The sequence below is a fragment of the Pseudoalteromonas ostreae genome, assembly GCF_018069805.1.
Lineage (GTDB): Bacteria > Pseudomonadota > Gammaproteobacteria > Enterobacterales > Alteromonadaceae > Pseudoalteromonas > Pseudoalteromonas ostreae.
Genome location: NZ_JAGPYN010000028.1, coordinates 1 through 21,483 on the forward strand (window position 1 = coordinate 1; position 21,483 = coordinate 21,483).

15 protein-coding genes are annotated in these 21,483 nt (G+C 37.4%); 7 read left to right on the forward strand and 8 right to left on the reverse strand.

Annotation, left to right across the window (positions count from 1 at the left end; translation table 11 throughout):
* Positions 1-688 precede the first annotated feature (688 nt).
* Positions 689-2,038 carry a class II 3-deoxy-7-phosphoheptulonate synthase gene (locus tag J7338_RS17810; protein WP_210798305.1) on the forward strand — a complete coding sequence of 450 codons (1,350 nt, stop codon included), beginning with the start codon at positions 689-691 and terminating at the stop codon, positions 2,036-2,038.
* Positions 2,039-2,123: 85 nt separating this feature from the next.
* Here J7338_RS17810 and ppsR read toward each other — a convergent pair whose 3' ends face one another.
* A complete protein-coding gene (ppsR, locus tag J7338_RS17815) occupies positions 2,124-2,933 on the reverse strand; it encodes a posphoenolpyruvate synthetase regulatory kinase/phosphorylase PpsR (protein ID WP_210798306.1) in 810 nt (269 codons plus the stop codon).
* A gap of 154 nt (positions 2,934-3,087) precedes the next feature.
* On the opposite strand from ppsR, the gene ppsA reads away from it, so the two are divergent.
* Positions 3,088-5,463 (forward strand): phosphoenolpyruvate synthase, encoded by a 2,376-nt coding sequence (gene ppsA / locus J7338_RS17820; RefSeq protein ID WP_210798307.1) that lies wholly within the window; start codon positions 3,088-3,090, stop codon positions 5,461-5,463.
* A gap of 77 nt (positions 5,464-5,540) precedes the next feature.
* On the opposite strand, the gene J7338_RS17825 is transcribed toward ppsA, so the two are convergent.
* A complete protein-coding gene (locus tag J7338_RS17825) occupies positions 5,541-5,750 on the reverse strand; it encodes a PGPGW domain-containing protein (protein ID WP_210798308.1) in 210 nt (69 codons plus the stop codon).
* Between the two features lie 149 nt (positions 5,751-5,899).
* Between J7338_RS17825 and ydiJ the strand changes: the two genes are divergently transcribed.
* Positions 5,900-8,956, forward strand: coding sequence for a D-2-hydroxyglutarate dehydrogenase YdiJ (ydiJ, locus tag J7338_RS17830; protein ID WP_210798309.1), 3,057 nt, complete (start codon positions 5,900-5,902; stop codon positions 8,954-8,956).
* A 57-nt stretch (positions 8,957-9,013) separates the two neighbouring features.
* On the opposite strand, the gene J7338_RS17835 is transcribed toward ydiJ, so the two are convergent.
* Both J7338_RS17835 and J7338_RS17840 read right to left on the reverse strand, forming a co-directional pair.
* Complete coding sequence (locus J7338_RS17835) at positions 9,014-10,204, reverse strand: cation:proton antiporter (RefSeq protein WP_210798310.1); 1,191 nt, start codon at positions 10,202-10,204, stop codon at positions 9,014-9,016.
* Entirely contained in the window at positions 10,205-11,416 is a 1,212-nt protein-coding gene (locus J7338_RS17840) for a tyrosine-type recombinase/integrase (protein ID WP_210798311.1), read from the reverse strand.
* Between the two features lie 142 nt (positions 11,417-11,558).
* Between J7338_RS17840 and J7338_RS17845 the strand changes: the two genes are divergently transcribed.
* Entirely contained in the window at positions 11,559-12,128 is a 570-nt protein-coding gene (locus J7338_RS17845) for a lipid-binding SYLF domain-containing protein (protein WP_210798312.1), read from the forward strand.
* A gap of 177 nt (positions 12,129-12,305) precedes the next feature.
* Here the strand turns inward: J7338_RS17845 and J7338_RS17850 are convergent, their stop codons facing one another.
* Both J7338_RS17850 and glpK read right to left on the reverse strand, forming a co-directional pair.
* The gene (locus J7338_RS17850; protein ID WP_210798313.1) at positions 12,306-13,037 is read right to left on the reverse strand and encodes an MIP/aquaporin family protein; all 732 of its coding nucleotides are present in this window, start codon (positions 13,035-13,037) and stop codon (positions 12,306-12,308) included.
* Positions 13,038-13,260: 223 nt separating this feature from the next.
* A complete protein-coding gene (glpK, locus tag J7338_RS17855) occupies positions 13,261-14,748 on the reverse strand; it encodes a glycerol kinase GlpK (RefSeq protein ID WP_210798314.1) in 1,488 nt (495 codons plus the stop codon).
* A 174-nt stretch (positions 14,749-14,922) separates the two neighbouring features.
* On the opposite strand from glpK, the gene J7338_RS17860 reads away from it, so the two are divergent.
* The 3 genes from J7338_RS17860 (at position 14,923) to J7338_RS17870 (ending at position 18,840) form a co-directional block, all read left to right on the forward strand.
* Positions 14,923-15,684 (forward strand): DeoR/GlpR family transcriptional regulator, encoded by a 762-nt coding sequence (locus tag J7338_RS17860; RefSeq protein ID WP_210798315.1) that lies wholly within the window; start codon positions 14,923-14,925, stop codon positions 15,682-15,684.
* A 566-nt stretch (positions 15,685-16,250) separates the two neighbouring features.
* Positions 16,251-17,867, forward strand: coding sequence for a glycerol-3-phosphate dehydrogenase/oxidase (locus tag J7338_RS17865; RefSeq protein WP_210798316.1), 1,617 nt, complete (start codon positions 16,251-16,253; stop codon positions 17,865-17,867).
* Positions 17,868-17,955: 88 nt separating this feature from the next.
* Entirely contained in the window at positions 17,956-18,840 is an 885-nt protein-coding gene (locus J7338_RS17870) for an IS982 family transposase (RefSeq protein WP_210798317.1), read from the forward strand.
* Positions 18,841-18,916: 76 nt separating this feature from the next.
* Here J7338_RS17870 and J7338_RS17875 read toward each other — a convergent pair whose 3' ends face one another.
* On the reverse strand, positions 18,917-19,963 hold the full coding sequence (locus J7338_RS17875; protein WP_210798318.1) for a patatin-like phospholipase family protein: 1,047 nt from the start codon (positions 19,961-19,963) through the stop codon (positions 18,917-18,919).
* Positions 19,964-20,058: 95 nt separating this feature from the next.
* Positions 20,059-21,465, reverse strand: a complete 1,407-nt coding sequence (locus J7338_RS17880; RefSeq protein WP_210798319.1) for an alanine/glycine:cation symporter family protein — start codon at positions 21,463-21,465, stop codon at positions 20,059-20,061.
* Between the last annotated feature and the right edge of the window lie 18 nt (positions 21,466-21,483).

Genomic DNA, 21,483 nt, shown 5'->3' on the forward strand with positions numbered 1-21,483 from the left:
AAGGTTATTTTGTATCGACAGTTGGTTTAGATGAAAATATGGCTTAGATTATATTCGAAACCAAGAAAAGGATGATGAACACCGAGATCAATTAAAGTTTCAAGTGTAGTACACCTTAGGCGTTTTCTTTAGCCCTTTGAGGGCGTAATCAAATAAGCCTCCGGCTTTGCCGGAGGTCAGTTAACTACTAGCAAATAAAGGATATGACTTTTGACTTATACAAGATTACCTATTACTGGCTTATTGAGAATTAACCGAAAAAATACCGCGTTTATGCACAAGACCTCTAGTTAGTCATTAGAAGGTTTATGGCTATATGCCTGCACAATTCAAACAAAGTAATTTGTATCAGCTATTTTGATTTAAAATAATTGAATGAAGACTGTAAAGCTAAGGTTACGCATTACTTCAGATTATGTATGATGTGTTCTTTTGTCTGGTTATCCATAGCTCTTTTGATTAATTAACTAGGAACTTACTCTGTTAATTAATTTTATGTTTTATATTAATAAGTTAAACGTTACTTAATTGATATTTAAAAAAGGGGAAGTGTGATAGAACTGTGCAATTCATCGATAATATTTATCTCATAACTAAATAATTGATAATTAGCGAATATAGTCCTTGAACAGGGGCACTGCATACGTTAATTTCACCTATCAGGTAAATGTAGGAATGAGGAAATTATATGCAGTCGTGGAACCCAAATAGCTGGAGAGAGCTCCCAATACTTCAGCAGCCACAGTATCCAGATCAAGAAGCGCTTAAAACAATCGAAGGCCAATTAAAAAGTGCACCGCCACTGGTCTTTGCAGAAGAGACCCGTAGTTTATTTAAACAACTAGAAGACGTTTGTGAAGGCCGTGCCTTCTTACTTCAAGGTGGTGATTGTGCTGAATCATTTAGTGACTTTAATGCCGCTAATATTCGTGACACATTTAAAACAATTTTACAGATGGCCGTTGTACTTACTTATGGCGGTAAATGCCCTGTAGTTAAGATTGCGCGCATGGCAGGGCAATATGCTAAACCACGCTCAGCAGATTTAGAAACCATTGATGGGGTGTCTTTACCTTCATACCGTGGTGATATCGTAAATAATTTTGAGTTTACTGAACAAGCGCGTATTCCCGATCCACAGCGCTTAATGACGGCTTATCATCACAGTGCAGCAACATTAAATTTATTACGCGCATTCGCACAAGGTGGACTTGCTGATTTACACCAGGTAAATCGTTGGAACATGGGGTTTGTTGCCGCTAACCCACTGAAAGAAAAATACCAACAGCTTGCGGATAAGATCCAAGATGCGCTTGAGTTTATGGAAGTATGTGGTATTAACTCAACAATTGCACCAAGCCTAAAAGAAACTGATTTATATACCTCTCATGAAGCGTTATTACTAGGGTATGAAGAAGCGCTTACTCGCCGAGATCATCTATCAGGCGAATGGTATGACTGCTCCGCACATTTTGTTTGGATTGGTGAACGTACTCGCCAACTTGATCATGCCCATATCGAATTCTTTAAAGGTATTAAAAATCCAATTGGGGTAAAAGTTGGACCAGGAATGGATCCTGATGACTTAATTCGTTTAATTGATGCACTTAATCCAGATAACATCCCTGGGCGCTTAACATTAATCACACGTATGGGTGCTGATATACTTCCTGAAAAGTTACCAGCATTAGTGCGTCGCGTTCAACAAGAAGGCCGTAAAGTAATTTGGAGTTCTGATCCAATGCACGGAAATACTGAAAAAGCGACATCAGGGTATAAAACCCGAAGCTTTGACAATATTTTACGTGAGATAAGCCAGTTCTTCGCAGTTCATAAAGCTGAGGGCTCGTATGCAGGTGGTGTTCATTTAGAAATGACCGGCCAACATGTTACAGAGTGTACTGGTGGTGCTTATGGATTATCTGATGACGATTTAGCACAGCGCTATCGCACTCAGTGTGACCCACGTTTAAATGCTGATCAGGTATTAGAACTTGGCTTCTTGGTTGCAGATTTATTAAAAGACGCACGTAAGTAAAGTTAGTCCAAAAAATTAAAAGCCGCACATGCGGCTTTTTTAATATCCGATATTACTTTTTATTACAAAATTTGCTAAATTGAAGTTAGTACTTACGTCGCTCAAGGTTAGTATCTGAAATGATCTTAGCTGAAATTTCTTCTACAGAATGATGGGTCGAATTTAAATACGCCAACTTATATTTTTTATACAACATTTCAACTTCACGTACTTCGATTCGACATTGCTTAAGCGAAGCATATTTTGAATTAGCCATCCGGCGTTGGCGAATATCAGCCAATCTCACAGGATCAATAGTTAGCCCAAACAACTTCTCTTTATAGGCAATTAAGCACTGCGGTAATTTACCCGAATCTAGATCTTCTTCAGTAATAGGGTAGTTAGCCGCTTTAATACCGTATTGCAGAGCTAAATAAAGGCTTGTTGGCGTTTTACCACTGCGACTTACGCCGACTAAAATTATATCAGCTTCAGCATAGTTGCTAATATTAGCACCATCATCATTAGTAAGCGCATAGTTCACAGCATCAATTCTAAAATCATAACTTTTTTCATGCATTGAATGAGTACGATGAATTTTAGGCACAGGTGCAACTTTGATCTCTTGCTCTATTTTCTCACTAAAAGTAGTTAAAAAATCATAAGTAACCGCGTTTGATGAACGAATAATTTCACTTAAGTTATGGTTAACGAAAGTAAAAAATACCAGTGGTTTTTCACCTTCACGCTGTGCAGTTGCATTGATAATTGCTTTTATTTCGTTCGCTTTTTTTTCAGTTTCAACAAAAGGAATAGTTTTATGATTAAATTCGACAGGAAATAAAGACAAGGTCGCATGACCAAACACTTCAGATGTGATTGCCGTGCCATCTGAAATATAAAACGCAGTTCTCATAAAGCCTCTTTTTTATTACATTTAATTTTAAAATAAGTGTATCACGGTTTACGTGAGGACGTTTGCCAGTGTAGAATGGGGGCGACCTTTATAAAAGGTTTTCTTTCTTAACTCTCACAGTTAGTACTACAATTTGTTTTTTGGAGAAAGATCCGTGCAAGAATACGTTCTCTGGTATCAAGAGCTTGGTATGCAAGATGTTCCTCGAGTTGGTGGTAAAAATGCCTCACTTGGTGAAATGATTTCAAACTTAGCCAACGCAGGTGTGCAAGTCCCAGGTGGTTTTGCTACTACCTCAGACGCTTTTAACGAGTTTTTAGAGCAATCAGGACTCAACGCAAAAATTCACGACATTTTAGATACTCTTGATGTTGATGATGTAAACACACTCGCCAAAGTCGGCGCCGATATCCGTCAGTGGATTATCGATACCCCATTCCAACCTAGTCTAGATAAAGCAATCCGCGATGCATACAGCCAACTCCACGGCAATGCAGAAGACGATGTTTCATTCGCTGTTCGTTCATCAGCTACTGCTGAAGATATGCCAGACGCCTCGTTTGCAGGCCAACAAGAAACGTTCTTAAACGTTGTTGGTATTGATTCTGTAATGACTGCTATTAAACACGTATTCGCTTCGTTATTTAACGACCGCGCTATTTCTTATCGTGTTCACCAAGGCTACGATCACCGTGGTGTAGCGTTATCAGCGGGTATTCAACGCATGGTACGCTCTGATAAATCAGCATCAGGTGTTATGTTCAGTATTGATACTGAATCGGGCTTTGAAGATGTAGTCTTTATCACATCAAGTTATGGTTTGGGTGAAATGGTTGTACAGGGTGCGGTTAACCCAGATGAATTTTATGTTCATAAACCAACGCTACTTAAAAACAAGCCAGCTGTAGTACGTCGTAACATTGGCTCTAAAGCCATTCAAATGATTTACTCTCAAGACAAAGCTCATGGCAAACAAGTAGAAATTGTTGACGTAGACTCAGCACTTTCAAACAAATTTTCGATTACAGATGAAGAAGTGCAAGATCTTGCTAAACAAGCTGTAATCATTGAAAAGCATTATGGTCGTCCAATGGACATCGAATGGGCAAAAGATGGTAACGATGGCAAACTTTATATAGTTCAAGCGCGTCCAGAAACTGTTCGCTCAAACGAAGACACAAACGTAATGGAACGCTTCCAACTAAATGGCAGCAGCAATGTTGTTGTTGAAGGCCGTGCAATTGGTCATAAAATTGGTAGTGGTGTTGTACGTGTACTTGATTCAATCAAAGAGATGGACCAAGTACAAGTAGGTGACATTTTAGTTACCGACATGACAGACCCTGATTGGGAACCTATCATGAAACGCGCGGCTGCGATTGTTACAAATCGTGGTGGTCGTACATGTCATGCTGCAATCATTGCACGTGAGTTAGGTATTCCAGCCGTTGTTGGTTGTGGTAATGCAACAGACTTAATTAAAGCAGGTCAAGAAGTTACTGTATCATGTGCCGAAGGGGATACAGGTTTCATCTACGAAGGTATTTTAGACTTTGAAGTACTTACTTCACGTGTGGACGAAATGCCTGAACTTCCAATGAAAGTGATGATGAACGTAGGTAACCCAGATCGCGCATTCGATTTTGCACGTTTACCACATTCAGGTGTTGGCCTTGCGCGCGTTGAGTTTATTATCAACCGCATGATTGGCGTCCACCCTAAAGCGTTATTAAATTTTGATGCACAAACAGATGCATTAAAAGCAGAAATCACAGACATGATTGCCGGTTACGAATCTCCTGTTGAATTCTATATCGGTAAACTGGTTGAAGGTATTTCTACCCTAGGTTGTGCGTTTGCACCAGAGCGTGTAATTGTTCGTATGTCTGATTTTAAATCAAACGAATACGCTAACTTAGTAGGCGGCCAGCAATACGAGCCAGAAGAAGAAAACCCAATGATTGGTTTCCGAGGCGCTGCACGTTATATCTCTGAAGACTTCCGTGATTGTTTTGCACTTGAGTGTGAAGCAATAAAACGCGTAAGAAACAGCATGGATATGACCAACATCGAAATCATGATCCCATTCGTACGTACCCTTGAAGAAGGTAAACGCGTTATTGAACTACTTGAAGAACACGGCCTTAAACGTGGCGAAAATGGTCTTAAAGTAATCATGATGTGTGAGCTTCCGTCAAACGCATTAATGGCTGAAGAATTCTTAGAATACTTCGATGGTTTCTCTATCGGCTCTAACGATTTAACTCAGTTAACGCTTGGTCTTGACCGCGATTCAGGTTTAATTGCCCACCTATTTGATGAGCGCGACCCTGCAATCAAAAAGCTACTTTCTATGGCTATTAAAACAGCGAAAGAAAAAGGTAAATATGTAGGTATTTGTGGTCAAGGTCCTTCAGATCATGAAGACTTTGCTGCATGGTTAGTAGAGCAGGGTATTGACTCTGTTTCACTAAACCCAGATACAGTACTTGAAACTTGGTTATACCTTGCTAAAAAATTAGCAAAATAATCGTTAAAGTATAAAAAATGCCAGCGTTATTGCTGGCATTTTTGTTTACTCAATATGTTATAGCTTTTTTATAACTTTTATCGTGCTAACTTCTTATCTAAGAACGCGCAAGATTTTGTCAGCGCTTTTTGGCAAATTGCTAAATAATGGCGTGCTTTAGGGTAATAAAAAGAGAAACACATAAGCCCTGCAATAAAAAAGATCAAAGAAGGGCCAGGTACAACAGCAAAAAATAATCCCAGCAACATAAATAAACTGCCGACTAAAACTAATACACATTTTTTCATTTCAATTCCCTCACAATAAAGCATCTACTACGAGTATAAGTAATCACAGCCTTTTAACGATAAAAAGAGTGTTACAAACTGTAAAATCTTCAATTTCTATTGCTCTTTAGCATGATATAATCGAACAAATGCCTTAATTTACTACCGTCATGATAGCAACTATTAGCCAACAAGATGCCACGACCGATTTAGTCGCAAGTTACTTAAAAACTATAATTAAACAAGGGTTTACTGGTGATACTGATGCAAGTTATGCAACTCGTATAACTGCATCAACTGATAACAGTATTTACCAGCAGTTACCGCAAAGTGTTATTTTTCCTAAAACTGAAAAAGATATTCAAATTGCTCTGCAAACTGCTGCACAAGACCCTTATCTATCGCTAACTTTTGGACCACGCGGCGGTGGTACAGGCACCAACGGTCAATCATTAACTCCCGGGATCGTAGTCGATTTATCACGTTATATGCGAGAAATCCTCGAAATTAATCCTGAAGAAGGTTGGGTTAGAGTGCAAACGGGCGTGATTAAAGATCAACTAAATGATTTTTTACGCCCTTATGGATTTTTCTTTGCACCTGATTTATCAACGAGTAATCGCGCAACAATCGGCGGAATGGTTAATACCGATGCATCAGGGCAAGGCTCACTGGTGTATGGTAAAACGAGCGATCATGTTTTAGGACTTACCACTTATTTAGTCGATGGCACACAAATGTCAACGACACCAATAGACATTGATAAAGCCAAACTAATTGCCGAACAAAACACAACAATCGGTAAATTGTACGCCACAGTGATTGATATTTGTTTGTCTGAGCGGGATGCAATTTTAGCCAAGTTTCCACGTTTAAATCGCTTTTTAACCGGATATGACCTAGAGCATGTGCTAAGTGATGACTTACAAACTTTTGATATGAGTAGGCTGATAACTGGCTCAGAAGGTTCGCTTGGTATTGTTACTGAAGCTAAATTAAACATCACACCTATTGCTGAATTCAAAACCTTAATCAACATCAAGTATGATAGCTTTGACTCGGCCCTGCGTCATTCACCATTCTTGGTCGATGCCCGTGCTACCTCAGTTGAAACCGTTGACAGCAAAGTTTTAAATCTTGCACGTGAAGATATTATTTGGCATTCAGTATCGGACTTAATAACCGATGTGCCAAATAAAGATATGCAAGGGCTTAACATGGTTGAGTTTAATGCTGTATCGCCTGATGACATAAAAGACAAAGTTGAGTCACTATGTGCATTACTCGATGATTGCGTTGCACAACAAAAAAATGGCGTAATTGGTTATCAACTTACCAGCAGTAAGGCTGATATTTTAAAAATTTATGCCATGCGTAAAAAATCAGTTGGCTTGTTGGGTAATGTTAAAGGCGCACAAAAACCTTTAGCGTTTGCTGAAGACACCGCCGTACCACCTGAGAATCTTGCAGATTATATTGTTGAATTTAGAGCTTTGCTCGATAGCCATAATTTACAATATGGTATGTTTGGTCATGTTGATGCCGGTGTATTACATGTTAGACCGGCACTTGATATGTGTGATCCCAAACAAGAAAAATTACTGCGAGTGATCTCTGATGAAGTTGTTAAACTCACCGCTAAATACGGTGGTTTAATGTGGGGCGAGCACGGTAAGGGGTATAGAAGTGAATATGGCCCTGAGTTTTTTGGTGAGCATTTATTTAAGCAATTACGACTTATAAAATCAGCTTTTGATCCTAACAATAGGATTAATCCCGGTAAAATATGTACTCCAATTGAAAGTAAGGACTCACTCGTTAGCGTTGATGATCAAAAGCGTGCGTGGTTCGACAGACAAATTTCGGTTGATGTTAAAACTAGTTTTAATAATGCAATGACATGCAATGGCAATGGTATTTGCTTTAACTATGATGAAAACTCTCCTATGTGCCCATCATATAAAGTAACCGGTGATCGTCGTAATTCACCTAAAGGTCGCGCAAGTTTAATGCGCGAATGGCTGCGTTTACAAGAAGCAAAAGAGATTGATTTAATTGAGGTTGAAAAAGAACTTAATAAAGGTGAAGTGATCACCTGGTGGGAACGTTTTCAACATAGCCGCGATAAAAAGAAAGGCGTATATGATTTTTCTCATGAAGTTAAAGCCTCAATGGATGAGTGTTTAGCGTGTAAAGCATGTACCACAGCGTGCCCAATAAAAGTTGATGTGCCGACTTTTAGATCACGTTTTTTAAATTATTATCACAGTTACTACGCGCGCCCACTTAAAGATTATCTAGTCGGTAATATTGAAGCCAGTGCACCATTAATGGCCAAATTTTCAAATGTAATAAACCCAATTGTAAAAACTAAATTAGTCAGCTCATTAATAAAAAAATCTGTTGGCTATGTTGATACACCCGTGCTTAGTTCACCACGTTTAACAAAACGGATTACTAAAACACACGAATTTAATTTTGCACAACTTTCAGGCTTAACTCCCGAGCAACAAAGTGAGTATGTACTAATTGTGCAAGATCCGTTTACCAGTTTTTATGAAGCTGAGCTGGTAGAAAGTTTTATAAAAATAATTTCCGCACTAGGCAAGAAGCCAATACTGTTACCGTTTAAGCCAAATGGAAAACCGCAACACGTTAAAGGTTTTTTAAATGAATTTAAGATCACAGCAAAAAATGCAGCGACATTTTTAAATTCATTATCTGAAATAAATGCACCACTTGTAGGTTTAGATGCATCATTAGTAATGTGTTATCGGGATGAATATAATTCTATTTTAGCGGATGAACGTGGTGAGTTTGAAGTGCTCCTTGCTCATGAATGGTTAGCAACACAATCTTTTAAATCATTAGCTAACAAAGTTGATAGCGATATAACTTTTACGTTATTAAGTCATTGTACTGAAACAACCGCATTACCAAAAGCAGCAAATGTTTGGCAAACAATTTTTACTGACTTAGGCCTAAAACTTCATACAACAGCAACAGGGTGTTGCGGTATGGCGGGGACATATGGCCATGAAGCGCAAAACCAGAAAAACTCTCGAGCATTATATGAAATGAGTTGGCAAGGTGTTGTAGAGAAAAATAAACCTGAGCAATTATTAGCAACCGGTTTTTCTTGTCGTAGCCAAGTTAAACGCTATGAAAAATTCAAACCAAAACACCCAATAGAACTACTAGCAGATAAGCTAAGCAATAACATTTAATATAAAAATGCCGCACGCTTTTTAAAAAGGAATGCGGCATTTTTTATATCGTGATTTTTATTTTAAATAACTATCAGCAATAGGCTTGGTGCTCATACCATGAATAAAAACACTAAATAAAATAGTTGTCATAGCAATCGTAGCTATAAAGTATTTATTTTCGATGCCGCTATCGATCACCATTAAAGTAAATACAATAGATGCTAAGCCTCTCGGGCCAAACCAAGCAAAAGTAAAACGTTCTTTCATTTTTAATTTAGTAAATTGTAATGACAACATCACAGGGATAATTCGAATAAGCGTTGTACTCAGTAGTGCAAATACAGCAAGTGCCCATGATAATTCTGGCAAAACTAAATAGCTGCACACAAAACCAAATAAACACCAGATCAACAAACCAGTAAAGTCAGCGATGTGTTCACTATCTTCAACGAGTTTTAAGCGTAAATCCTGATCGGTAAATCTATCAAAAATTAATCCAGCAACAAACACCGCAATAAAACCACTGCTATGCAAACTTTGTGCGATTGAAAAAATGGCCATTGCCATACCAACCACTAAAAATGGGCTACTATTATTTGAAAAATAATGACGTTGCATGACAAACTTAATCGCGGGAATGATCAATCCCATTGCAGCAACTGCAACCAGAATAGCCACACCTAATTCACGCGCAAAAACAATGACCGTATCAAAAACCGAAAATGTAGATGCAGGCTCTTTTGCTAACAACATCAAGACTAAAAATATTGGCACACATAAACCATCGTTTAAACCACTTTCAGTATTGATCCCTTCCCGAATTTTTTCAGGCACCGCACTGCTATTTAATAATCCTTTACTAAGCGCTGCATCTGTCGGCGTTAATATTATTGCAACTAGTGCTGCTTGGATCAGTGTGAGCTGGGTAAACATTAAACTCGCAATAATAATTCCAGCAAACAAGGTAAGTGGTAAAGCAACAAAAAGTAATAGGCTAGGGTATTGAAAACTATGTTTTAAAACTGTTAGTTTGGTTTTTGCCGCATCAGTAAATAAAAATATGCTCAGTGTTAATTCTATTAAAGGTAATAAGTGGTCTAAGTCTCTGGTTAAATAAGCCGTTTTATTTGGTAGCATGAACCCGATCAACGCACCGATTATAACAAAAAACATAGGTCCGGTAATTTCTGCTCGCTCTAATTGATGCATAGATAATGAATACATTAAAAAGGCTAAACCCACAGCGGCTAATACAACATATTCCATTTATATTTTCCTTTTAAATCCTGATTTTGCTCGTTCTTTGATATTTGTCTGAATATATATTTGATCGGTGGTGGCAATTTTTGCATGTCCTAAATCTTCCGATAAATGTTTTAAAGGACGCGTTTGTGCATCATGCGTAGCACCAGTATGTCTTAGCCAATGCGCAGTTGCCGATTCTAGTTGTTCGGCATCATCAGTAAAGCCGTCATCAAGTAAAGATTTTTTAGCTAAATCAAAACTTTGTTGAACTAAACGACGAATTTGTCTAACGGTCATTCCGCCTTGGCCACGAATTTTATGCACCAATGGATCAGATTCATCAACGCGGGGCAGGGCCGGTAAACCTCTGTATAACCTATAACGTTTTAAATAAGTTACAAAATCTTCACTGAGTGTGACATCGCGTAATTTATTTCCTTTACCCATAATTCTTAAAAACCAAAAGCCATCATTATCTTGCCAAAAATGAGACATAACAGGCGACCATTGTGGTCGCTCTGATAGTTCAGAGATCCGTAAATAAAGACCTTTTAAACACGCTAAGGTAAATAAATTTCTTTCAAGATCAGGTTGTTGCTCACACTTATCACGTGTGACACCAAATACATATTCCCATTGAATATCACTCAAGGTATCAGGAATTTTTATTTGTGATTGCACAACTAAATAAGGGCTATTCTTTTTTACAACCGGTACAAAGTTAGCAAAGGTTTTTTCTTCTAAAATAGCAAACTTGTAAAATACATTTAAAGCAGTAAACATAGCCGCTAATGTTTGTTGGCTAGCAATAGATTCTTTGAGCATAAAAGGGCGCCAATTTTCGTTTAATCTACGGATCCCTTGCTCATCTTTATAGCGCCATTGCACTGAAGTCATGGCCCAACTTTTATCGGGTTCGACCATAAAATCGACATAGGCTTCTATGTCTTCACGTTTTAATTCAAATACTGATTTTTCTGCGACTAACCAAGACCATAGGTAAAAGCGTTCAAGTTCGTTACGAAAACGATTATAGGTCGCTTCTGATTTTCGACCATAAACATATAAAAATTGATACAAAAAGACTAATTCTTGCTTAGATTCAGCGACAATCAAGCCAACTTGCTGTATAAAGGTGGCAAGTTCAGGGTATTCTGATTGCATTGTATCATCTTCAAGATGGGCAATTTGATACCGTAATTGTTTTAATGTATCGACCAAAGCAACAAGCATAATATAGTTATTTCTAATAAAATAAAGTAGTTACAGTTTAGCTTTAAAGTCCGATACTGTCTAGTATTGGACTTAGCGAATGATTATATTATTAAGCTAATCAGATAATACCAAAGCAATGTTGCTGATTTAAGGAAGGCATATGAAAAAGTTAATAGTAGTTTTAAGTTTAGTTGCACTTACATTAGTCCTGTCTGGTTGTGCTACAACAGGTAGTGCTTCTCCAACTGAAAAGCGTAATTTAGTGCAAAATATGCGTGCAGATACACTCAGTAAATTATACAAAGAAAAACCAGATGTTGTTAAAGAGCAAATTAAAAATGCCGCTGGTTATGCAGTATTTGATAATGCTAATGTCAATGTTATTTTAGCCAGCTTTGGTGGCGGCTATGGTGTAGTTAAAAATAATTTAACGGGTAAATCAACTTATATGAACATGGGTGAAGCCGGTTTAGGACTTGGTTTAGGTGTTAAAGACTTTAATGTTGTAATGGTTTTTCATAACCAAACTGCGTTAAATCGTTTTATTGAACATGGTTGGGCCTTCGGTGGCAATGCAGATGCAGCAGCAAAATACCAAGATAAAGGCGGTGCGCTTGTTGCCGAAGCCATTGCAGATCAAGTAACTGTTTATTCATTAACCGAAAATGGCCTAGCATTACAGGCCGTACTGAAAGGCACTAAATTCTGGGTAGATTCTGAGCTAAATTAAGACCTTAAAACCCTTCTAAAAGTGGACTAGTTCGTGCAACTACGCCCACTTTAACAAGCAAGAACCAATTTAACATAATATAAATTATAGGCTTTAATTATAAATATACTAGTAAAAAAGGGCTGTGCGCCCTTTTTATAATAACCATACTAATTGCTGTTGTTTTATAATAAACTTTTATTTAATAGAAATATAAAATAAAGCAGCTAAAACACCACCTACCACTGGACCAAGCACTGGGATCCATGAGTAACTCCAATTACTATCAATTTTTCCTTTTATTGGTAATAAAAAGTGCACAATACGGGGGCCTAAATCTCGAGCTGGATTTATTGCATATCCTGTAGTTCCACCCAAAGAAAGCCCTATACCCCAAACAACAAAAGCTACTGGAATTGCACCTATTGAACCTAAACCTATTTTTACTCCTGAGCCATCATCAATTTCAGCTGAAGAGAAGCAAAATACACAAATTAATAAAACAAAAGTCCCTATTACCTCACTGAGTATATTTCTAAACGTGTTTGGTATAGCCGGTTCTGTACAAAAAACAGCTCGTTTTAGCGTAGGATCTTCAGTAGCATCGAAGTGATCCTTATAAATTGCATAAACTAACGAAGCACCAATCATTGCGCCAATAAATTCTGCAAGAATATAACTTGGAACTTCAGCCCATGGAAATGATCCAGCTACAGCTAAGCCTATTGTTACTGCAGGGTTCAGATGCGCGCCACTATAGGGGCCAGCAACAACCACACCGATAAATACCCCAAGTGCCCAAGCTGTAGTAATCGTCATCCAACCGCCGCCGTTGCCTAATGTTTTTTTTAGTATGTCATTCGCAACAACCCCGCCTCCAACTAAAATAAGCAGTGCAGTTCCTAATATTTCTGCTAAGAAAGGTGTCATTTTTATATTCCTTATTACTAATAAAAATAAAACCAACCTTAATAATATTTATTACATAACTGTAAGCAATGAATATTTTGAAACTATTCTACATGTTTCAAATAACCAAAAATTTGTATAAATATTATTATTTTTACGCTTAGAGTTTATAGTCGTGTTATAGAAAAATAACCTACAGTAATAAACCCTAACTAAGTTGGTATGGTTTTATAGCTAATCCAAATTATTCGCCGCCGCTTTGCACTTTTTTAACTGAATTACACCAGCCAGCATATAGCTCATCACGCTTTAACTTAGTCATATTAGGTACAAATCGTCTATCGCAATTCCAGCTCGCTGCTAATGACTCAAGCGATGGGAAAACACCAGCTTTAAGACCAGCTAAATATGCTACACCTAAGGCAGTTGTTTCACTTATGGTTGAACGGTCAACTTCCGCACCTAAAACATCAGACAAAAACTGCATAAGCCAACTATTTATTACCATGCCACCATCAACCTTTAGTACCTGCGGCCTTACGCCATCTGCTTCCATCGCCTTTTGAAGATCCTTTGTCTGGAAACAAACTGACTGTAGCCCTGCTGTTACGATCTCTTTTATACCAGTATCTCGGGTTAAGCCGAAAATGGCACCTCGCGCATCGGAATCCCAATAAGGAGCACCTAAGCCTGTAAAAGCAGGAACCATATAAATACCGTGATCTAGCGAAGTATTATTTGCAAGTAATTCTGTTTCGTCAGCTTTTTGGATTAATTGTAAGCCATCTCTAAGCCATTGAATTGCTGCACCTGCAATAAAAATACTTCCCTCTAGCGCATATGTTGGTTTTCCATTTAATCTATAAGCCACCGTACTGAGAAGTCTATTTTTAGATTCAAGAACTTTATCGCCTGTGTTAACCATCATAAAGCACCCTGTTCCATAGGTACTTTTGGCCATTCCTGATTGAAAACATGTTTGCCCAAATAGCGCGGCTTGTTGGTCCCCTGCCATAGCTAAAATAGGAACTTCGTAACCTAAATAACGCTCATCTGCGATACCAAAATCATCTGATGTATCCATTACTTCTGGTAACATCTTTACTGGCACATCTAGTAGCTCAAGTAATTCACTATCCCACTCTTGTGTATGAATATTAAATAACATAGTGCGTGAAGCATTAGTTGCGTCTGTACGATGTTCTTTTCCGCTTGTCAATTTCCACAATAAATAAGTATCGACAGTACCAAAAATTAAATCGCCTTTTTCTGCTTTTTCTCTTGCGTTAGGGCAGTTTTCTAAAATCCAATTTATTTTAGTTGCAGAAAAATATGGGTCTATTAGTAGACCCGTCTTTTTTATAATTAAATCTTCTTTTTCGGCAACTCTTAAACGATTACATAGCTCTGATGTACGTCTATCTTGCCAAACTATCGCGTTATAAATGGGTTCACCAGTAATTTTATCCCACACAATTGTCGTTTCACGTTGGTTAGTAATACCAATAGCAATAACTTTATCACGTTGAGGATCTAAGTGTTTCATTACAGCGGTTATTGTCTGTTGTACAGAAGCCCAAATATCTTCTGGTTTATGTTCTACATAACCATCTTTAGGAAAGTGTTGTTCAAACTCTTGTTGTTCTAGGTATGCAATATTGCCATCTAAATCGAATAATACACTTCGCGAGCTAGTCGTACCTTGATCAATTGAAAGGATATAATTATTCATTTTTTCATTTTACTTTCGGTTATTTTCGTTTTTGTACTATTACATGGATTAATTGCTAAATGCAACAAAAAAACAACAAAAATACAGTTTTAATATATAACTATTTATGTGATATGCATTCGTTACTTTTTAATTTATAATTTACCATTAACTAGATCTAAAATTGCGAAAAAAATGACTCAAGACCAGAGACACGAATCTATATTAAAATTATTAAAAGAAAGAGATTCAATTTCTATTGAAGAATTAGTAAGTCACTATAAAGTTACACCTCAAACAATAAGGCGAGATCTAAATTATCTTTCTAATTTCAATAAATTAAGGCGTCATCATGGTGGTGCGAGTGCTATTTCAAGTATTCAGAATACAGCGTATAAAACTCGGAAAATTATGGATCTAGAAGCTAAACAAAAAATAGCACAGCACTTAGTGAGCATGATACCTAATGGCTCTTCCTTATTTATAAACATAGGCACTACAACAGAAACAATAGCTAAAGCACTTCTCGGCCATGAAAATTTGAAAGTGGTAACGAACAACCTTAATGTTGCGGCTATATTAGGTGTTAAAAAAGATTTTTCGGTGCTTATCGCAGGTGGAGAAGTTAGACACCGAGATGGTGGGATTATTGGTGAAGCAACAGAAGATTTCATTAACCAATTTCGGATGGATTTTGGCATTATAGGTATCAGTGGTATAGAAGAAAACGGGGCTTTACTTGATTTCGACTACCGAGAAGTTCGCGTAGCGCAAGCAATCATTGAAAACTCACGCAAAGTCTTACTTGCTGCAGACCATTCTAAATTTGGTCGCTACGCGATGGTAAGATTAGGCAATATCTCTCAAGCTGATGATTTTATTACAGATTCTACACCACCTAAAAGTATTCTTAGTTTACTTGATGAGCATAATGTCAAACTTCATATAGCTAATTAAAGGGATATCATAACAGTCTTATGTACTTTTATTTACATTAGCTGTACCCAGCCTAGTTAATGCAAATCCTTTATCTTGGTTTTATCAACAGAGTGTAATTAACCATCAGTAGACTTATTTTATCTAATAAAACTCAATAATACTGACAATTCAATAGTCTATACTGTTTTAAATGGTTGAAGTAAAACCATTCGAGCCCCCCCTTATCTTTCCAACTTCTTTGAACCTTCAAAACAAGTGGATCTATTTTCTTTTATGTAGTTTAATGTTTGTAAATGTTCGGTATGACTATTATCTTTATTGAAAAGAAAATTAAAAAACATGCGTAACCTTAAATTTGCAAATTTTTCTTTGTTAATAGAGCTAATGAGGTTTTAATTTTTGAAAAATTCACTTGTGTCAATTCAATAAGACTATAAATGCCATTTATTACGTTTTAATACGCAACATATAACTTTGTATAAATGGTTAAACTCAATATGCGCTTTGTATAGCCTACCTTAGGTAGATATAATTTAATTAAGCTGATTTAAATGGCTTGATATTTAAAATAGGAAATTTAACAAATGAGTCAACTTAGAGACAATAATATTAGAAAGCTTCCTCTAGATATCTATGATGTTTTAATTATTGGAGGAGGTATTAATGGTGCTGTATCGGCGGCTTCTTTAGCCGCTAAGGGTGCTAAAGTTGCCTTAATAGATAAAGGCGACTTCGCTGGTTTCACTAGTTCAAACTCATCAAACTTAGCTTGGGGTGGCATAAAATATTTAGAAAGTCATGAATACAATTTGGTGAATAAACTTTGTAAAAGTAGAAATCATTTAATGCGTAGCTATCCTTCTACAGTCAAAGAAATTCGTTTTTTTACAAGTATTCAAAAAGGCTTTCGGTTCCCTGCATTCTTTGTTTATTTAGGGACTATTCTCTATTGGTTTATGGGACGTTTTTTTACAAAATCGCCTCAATACCTTAGTGCAAAAAAAATAAAATCATTAGAACCTGTCATCAATACAAACAATGTTGAGGCTGGATTTGAATATTCAGACAGCTTTTTATTAGATAACGATGCTCGCTTTGTTTTCAACTTTATTCGCTCGAGTATGAGTCATGGTTGTATTGCCGCTAACTATGTCAGTTCGACCGGGTCAACTCGTTCTAATGAAATTTGGACCACAAATGCAATAGATGAGATATCTAAAAAAACATTTTCTATACGTTCTAAAGTTATTATTAACGCGGCGGGCCCGTTCGTTGATCCGATCAATAACATAAATAGTCAGAATACAGCGCATCATCATGTATTTTCAAAAGGTATTCACCTTATTGTTGATAAAATCACTAATAGTAAGAAAGTACTGACGTTTTTTGCAGACGATGGGCGACTGTTTTTTGTGATCCCGATGGGACCTAAAACTTGCATTGGCACAACTGATACACAAGTTCATGATCCTCACTCACAAGTGACTAATGAAGATAGAAACTTTGTGCTTGATAATGTAAATAAATTATTAAAACTAGAAAAACCGCTCACAAAAGACGACATTATAGCTGAGCGTTGTGGAGTCAGGCCATTAGCAATTAAAAAAGATGGAAATGGCAAGGCTGACTGGGTACAGTTATCGCGTAAACACGCAATTGATACCAATAGTGACCAAAAATACCTTTCTATTTTTGGCGGCAAGCTAACTGATTGTATTAATGTCGGCGATGAGGTCGCTAATTTAGTTACTAACTTAGGTGTGAAACTGCCTTACAAAGATTACAAATGGTATGGCGAAGCTGATGATACCGTCAAAAATGAGTTTATGCACCGTGCAAAATTGATGAATTTAGACGGCTTAACACCAAAAACATCAACTGAGGCACTTACTAAGCGGTTTTGGAGACGTTACGGTAGAAATGCAATTAATATGCTCGAAAAAATTCGCGAATCTCCTGAAAAAGGCGAACTTCTGATTAAAAATTCCGAGTACTTACGTGTAGAAATTGAGCACGCAGCTGAACGAGAAATGATAACTAAACTCAGTGACTTTTTACGTCGACGTTCTAAAATTTCACTGGTTGTAAAAAGTGAAGATATTCTCTCTGATCCCGGTTTACAAGAGGTTTGCCAAATTTTATTTGGTAAAGATAATGCTGAAGCTAAACTCCAAGAGTATATTGCAGAAATAGCTAAATAACCTGAATCTCGTTTAAGAAATTGAACTAAATGCCTGTTCCGAGATCCGATCTTTCGACCAAGAACGATTGGATAAACAAGGAACAGGCATGATTAAATTAGTTGAATTGTTTTGCGATGTCGATGATTTTTGCAAAGTATTTATACCCCAATGGAAAAAACAATTACTCGAAGATGGCACCCAAAAACGTCAGCGAGCAGGCCGTATGACGACCAGTGAAATTATGACTATTGTTATTAGTTTTCACATGTCACATCATCGTGATTTCAAAAACTACTACCTTGGTTATGTATCACTTATGTACAAAAGTGAATTTCCTAACTTACTCAGTTACACACGATTTCTAGCCGTTATGCCGAGAGTAATTGTGCCAATGTGTGCTTATTTCACTTCACTTAAAGGTAAACCCACAGGCGTTGAATTCATTGATTCTACATCTATTAAGGTCTGCCATAACATTCGTATTCCAAGACACAAGACCTTTGATGGAATAGCCCAGCGAGGTAAAGGAACGATGGGATGGTTTTATGGTTTCAAGCTGCATTTAATCGTTAATCATCATGGTGAAATTGTTGCTGCGAAAGTGACAACAGGAAATGTACATGATACTCAACCAGTCCGCGAATTAGCGAGCTGCCTGACGGATAAATTATACGGTGATAAAGGATATTTAAGTAAGGCTTTAGAAGCGGATTTGCTCGATAAAGGGGTAAAGCTGATCACGACGGTTCGCAAAAATATGAAGGCAAAAGCGATGTCATTATGGGATAGAGCGATGCTTTCAAAGCGTTTTATAATCGAAACAATTAATGACCAACTCAAGAATATATCCTTCATTGAACATTCGAGACATCGGAGTATGAACGGCTTTATGTTGAATTTAGTGGCTGGATTGGTGGCTTATTGCTTTAAAGAAAATAAGCCACACCTTAATTTAACTGACGTAGAGCTTAACGCATTAGTTATCGCTTAAGCAGATCTCAGGTTAAATAGCTTTACAACTATTTTATTAATTATAAACCGTTGAACAATAGTCAAACTATTGAAAACTACATTTTATTATTTGGAACATCAATGAAATTATTTAATTTTTTATCAAACGCTTCAGCCAGTTTTTCTGTTTCTCTAAATACGGTGTTCCAATATTTAATACGCGTGTCGGCATCAAGATCAGTAAAGTCGTTTCTGTCTGGGATTTTTCCGTAAGGTAAGTTGGCTACAAATTCTTTTGATGGGGTGATCATCACCACGTTGTCGTAATTTTGTGGTGACACTTTTCGTTTTAAATTTTTATCGAACCACCCTGCTTTTGGATCTGAATTAAAATGCGGATACAAAATTAAGCCAGGGTTATTAATTTTTAAATCAAAGTGGTAATCAATAATGCCGCCATCGCGGTAAATTCCTGGTGGCGAACCGGCAATATTTTTTATACCTTGCATTACTAGTGGTATAGAGCCCGATGCAAGTAAGGCATCTTTTAAATTTGTTTGTGTGAGTGCGATATTTTTGGTTTTAAAATTGTAGCTGTCGGTAATACTTAAATTACTATTGGCCGCGCCAAAAATAAAACGCTCATATTGCCTACCTAATAATTTTCGATTAACTCGGTTAAGCATATAACTTTTTGATAAACCCAAAAGCTGTATTAATTTATGTTCGCTGGCAATAAACCCGTTAGATTTTGCGACAATAAAATGCGCTTTAAAAACGGGATTATTTATAATTTCAGTAACGCCATCATCACCAAATACATCATCTAATAATGCGCGGGCTTTTAGTGTAATTTCAGCGGGCGTTGGTTTATTACTAGAATATCGGGTTTGCGAATACGATTTCGCTAACCGCTTAATGGCTGCAACTGGATCGTTTTGTGCAAAACAGGCTGAACGAAAAGCCCCTGCCGATGAGCCAATTAAATTAAGCGGTTGGGTGCGATGTTTAAAAAATTCGCCAAATATATATTTGTCTAAACCAAATAAGGTAAACCATTTAGGGCCACCACTTGCCCCTAAAAACGAGGTAAAAAGCTCGGGTTTAAAACCTTGTTCGTTTATTATTTTTGCTGCAGTTTTACCCGCATAAATGTCGATCATCTAAAAATACTACCTGTAGAGTCGCAGTTTAATGTTGTTAAAGCCAAATTTAAAAATGAATATTTATGCAATAACAACACGTTTAAACTTTAATCTTAATCCCAAATTCCGTCTTCACATTTACCCTGCACTTTTACGTTTTTTACCTTAAACTCAGGCTCTATGCCTTTGTCTCTTTGTGCGTGGTAGTCGTTAGTAACAGACAAAATAGTCGGTGTGAGTAGTATAATAGCGATTACGTTTACTACTGTCATTAACCCTAGAGCAATATCAGCTAAATCCCATACTTGTTTTAAGGTGGCTGATGCGCCCCACAACATCATTGATAAATAAAGCAAAGTATAAATACCGCGCCCTACTTTGTTATCGAGCTTAAATAAGTGGAGGTTACTTTCGGCGTAGGCGTAGTTAGCAACCACCGAGGTAAAAGCAAATAAAGTAATGGCAGCGGCTACAAAATACACCCCACCTTGTGCTAAATGTGAGGTCATAGCGCTTTGCGTTAAGCGTATGCCTTCCATTTCGCCGCTTATATCTACATCGGCCAATAAAATAATAACCGCGGTACAACTGCACAATACGATGGTATCGAAAAAGACCCCTAACATTTGTATGTAGCCTTGTGTAGCTGGGTGGTTTGGCATTGGACTGGCACTTGCCGATGCATGCGGCACACTTCCCGCGCCAGCCTCATTAGAATATAAACCGCGTTGTATACCATTTTTAATGGCTGCACCCATGGCGCCTGCACCAGCTTCTTGCAAGCCAAACGCTGATAAAAATATATCTTTAAGCATGGCAGGTACTTGGGTGAAGTTAATCAATGTAATTACTACAGCAACAAGCACAAACACGATACCCATAACAGGTACTACTCGCTCGGCGAATCGGGCAATGGCTTTAAAGCCCCCTAAAATAATAGAGCCTGCTAAAAGTGTGATCACAACACCTGAGTAAAAAGTGGGTATTTCAAATGCGTAATTTAATGCATCAGTAATGGTGTTGGTTTGCATGGCGCTAAAGGTAAAGCCGTAACCTAAAAACAAGCATAAAGCGAAAATAATGGCAAAGCTGCGACTGCCTAAGCCTTGTTGAATATAATACGCAGGGCCACCTCTAAACTCGCCATTGCTGTCGCGAATTTTATATACCTGGCCTAAAATACTTTCTGCAAATCCGGTTGCCATGCCCAGTATAGCAATGACCCACATCCAAAATATGGCGCCGCTACCACCGAGTGATATAGCAACTGCCACACCAGCTAAATTACCTGTCCCTACTCGAGCACACAGCCCAGTACAAAGCGCTTGAAATGATGAAATATCGTTTTTATTACACTTACTACTGCCTTTTAACAGGCTAAACATATGCTTAAATTTAACAAGTTGAATTGCTTTTAAACGTACCGAAAACCAAATCCCTGTAAACAGTAAAATGTAGATCAGTATTTGTCCTTCGCCCCAAAGCAGGTTATTTATACTGCCTACGATTAAATCAAACATATTTGCCCTTGTTATTAT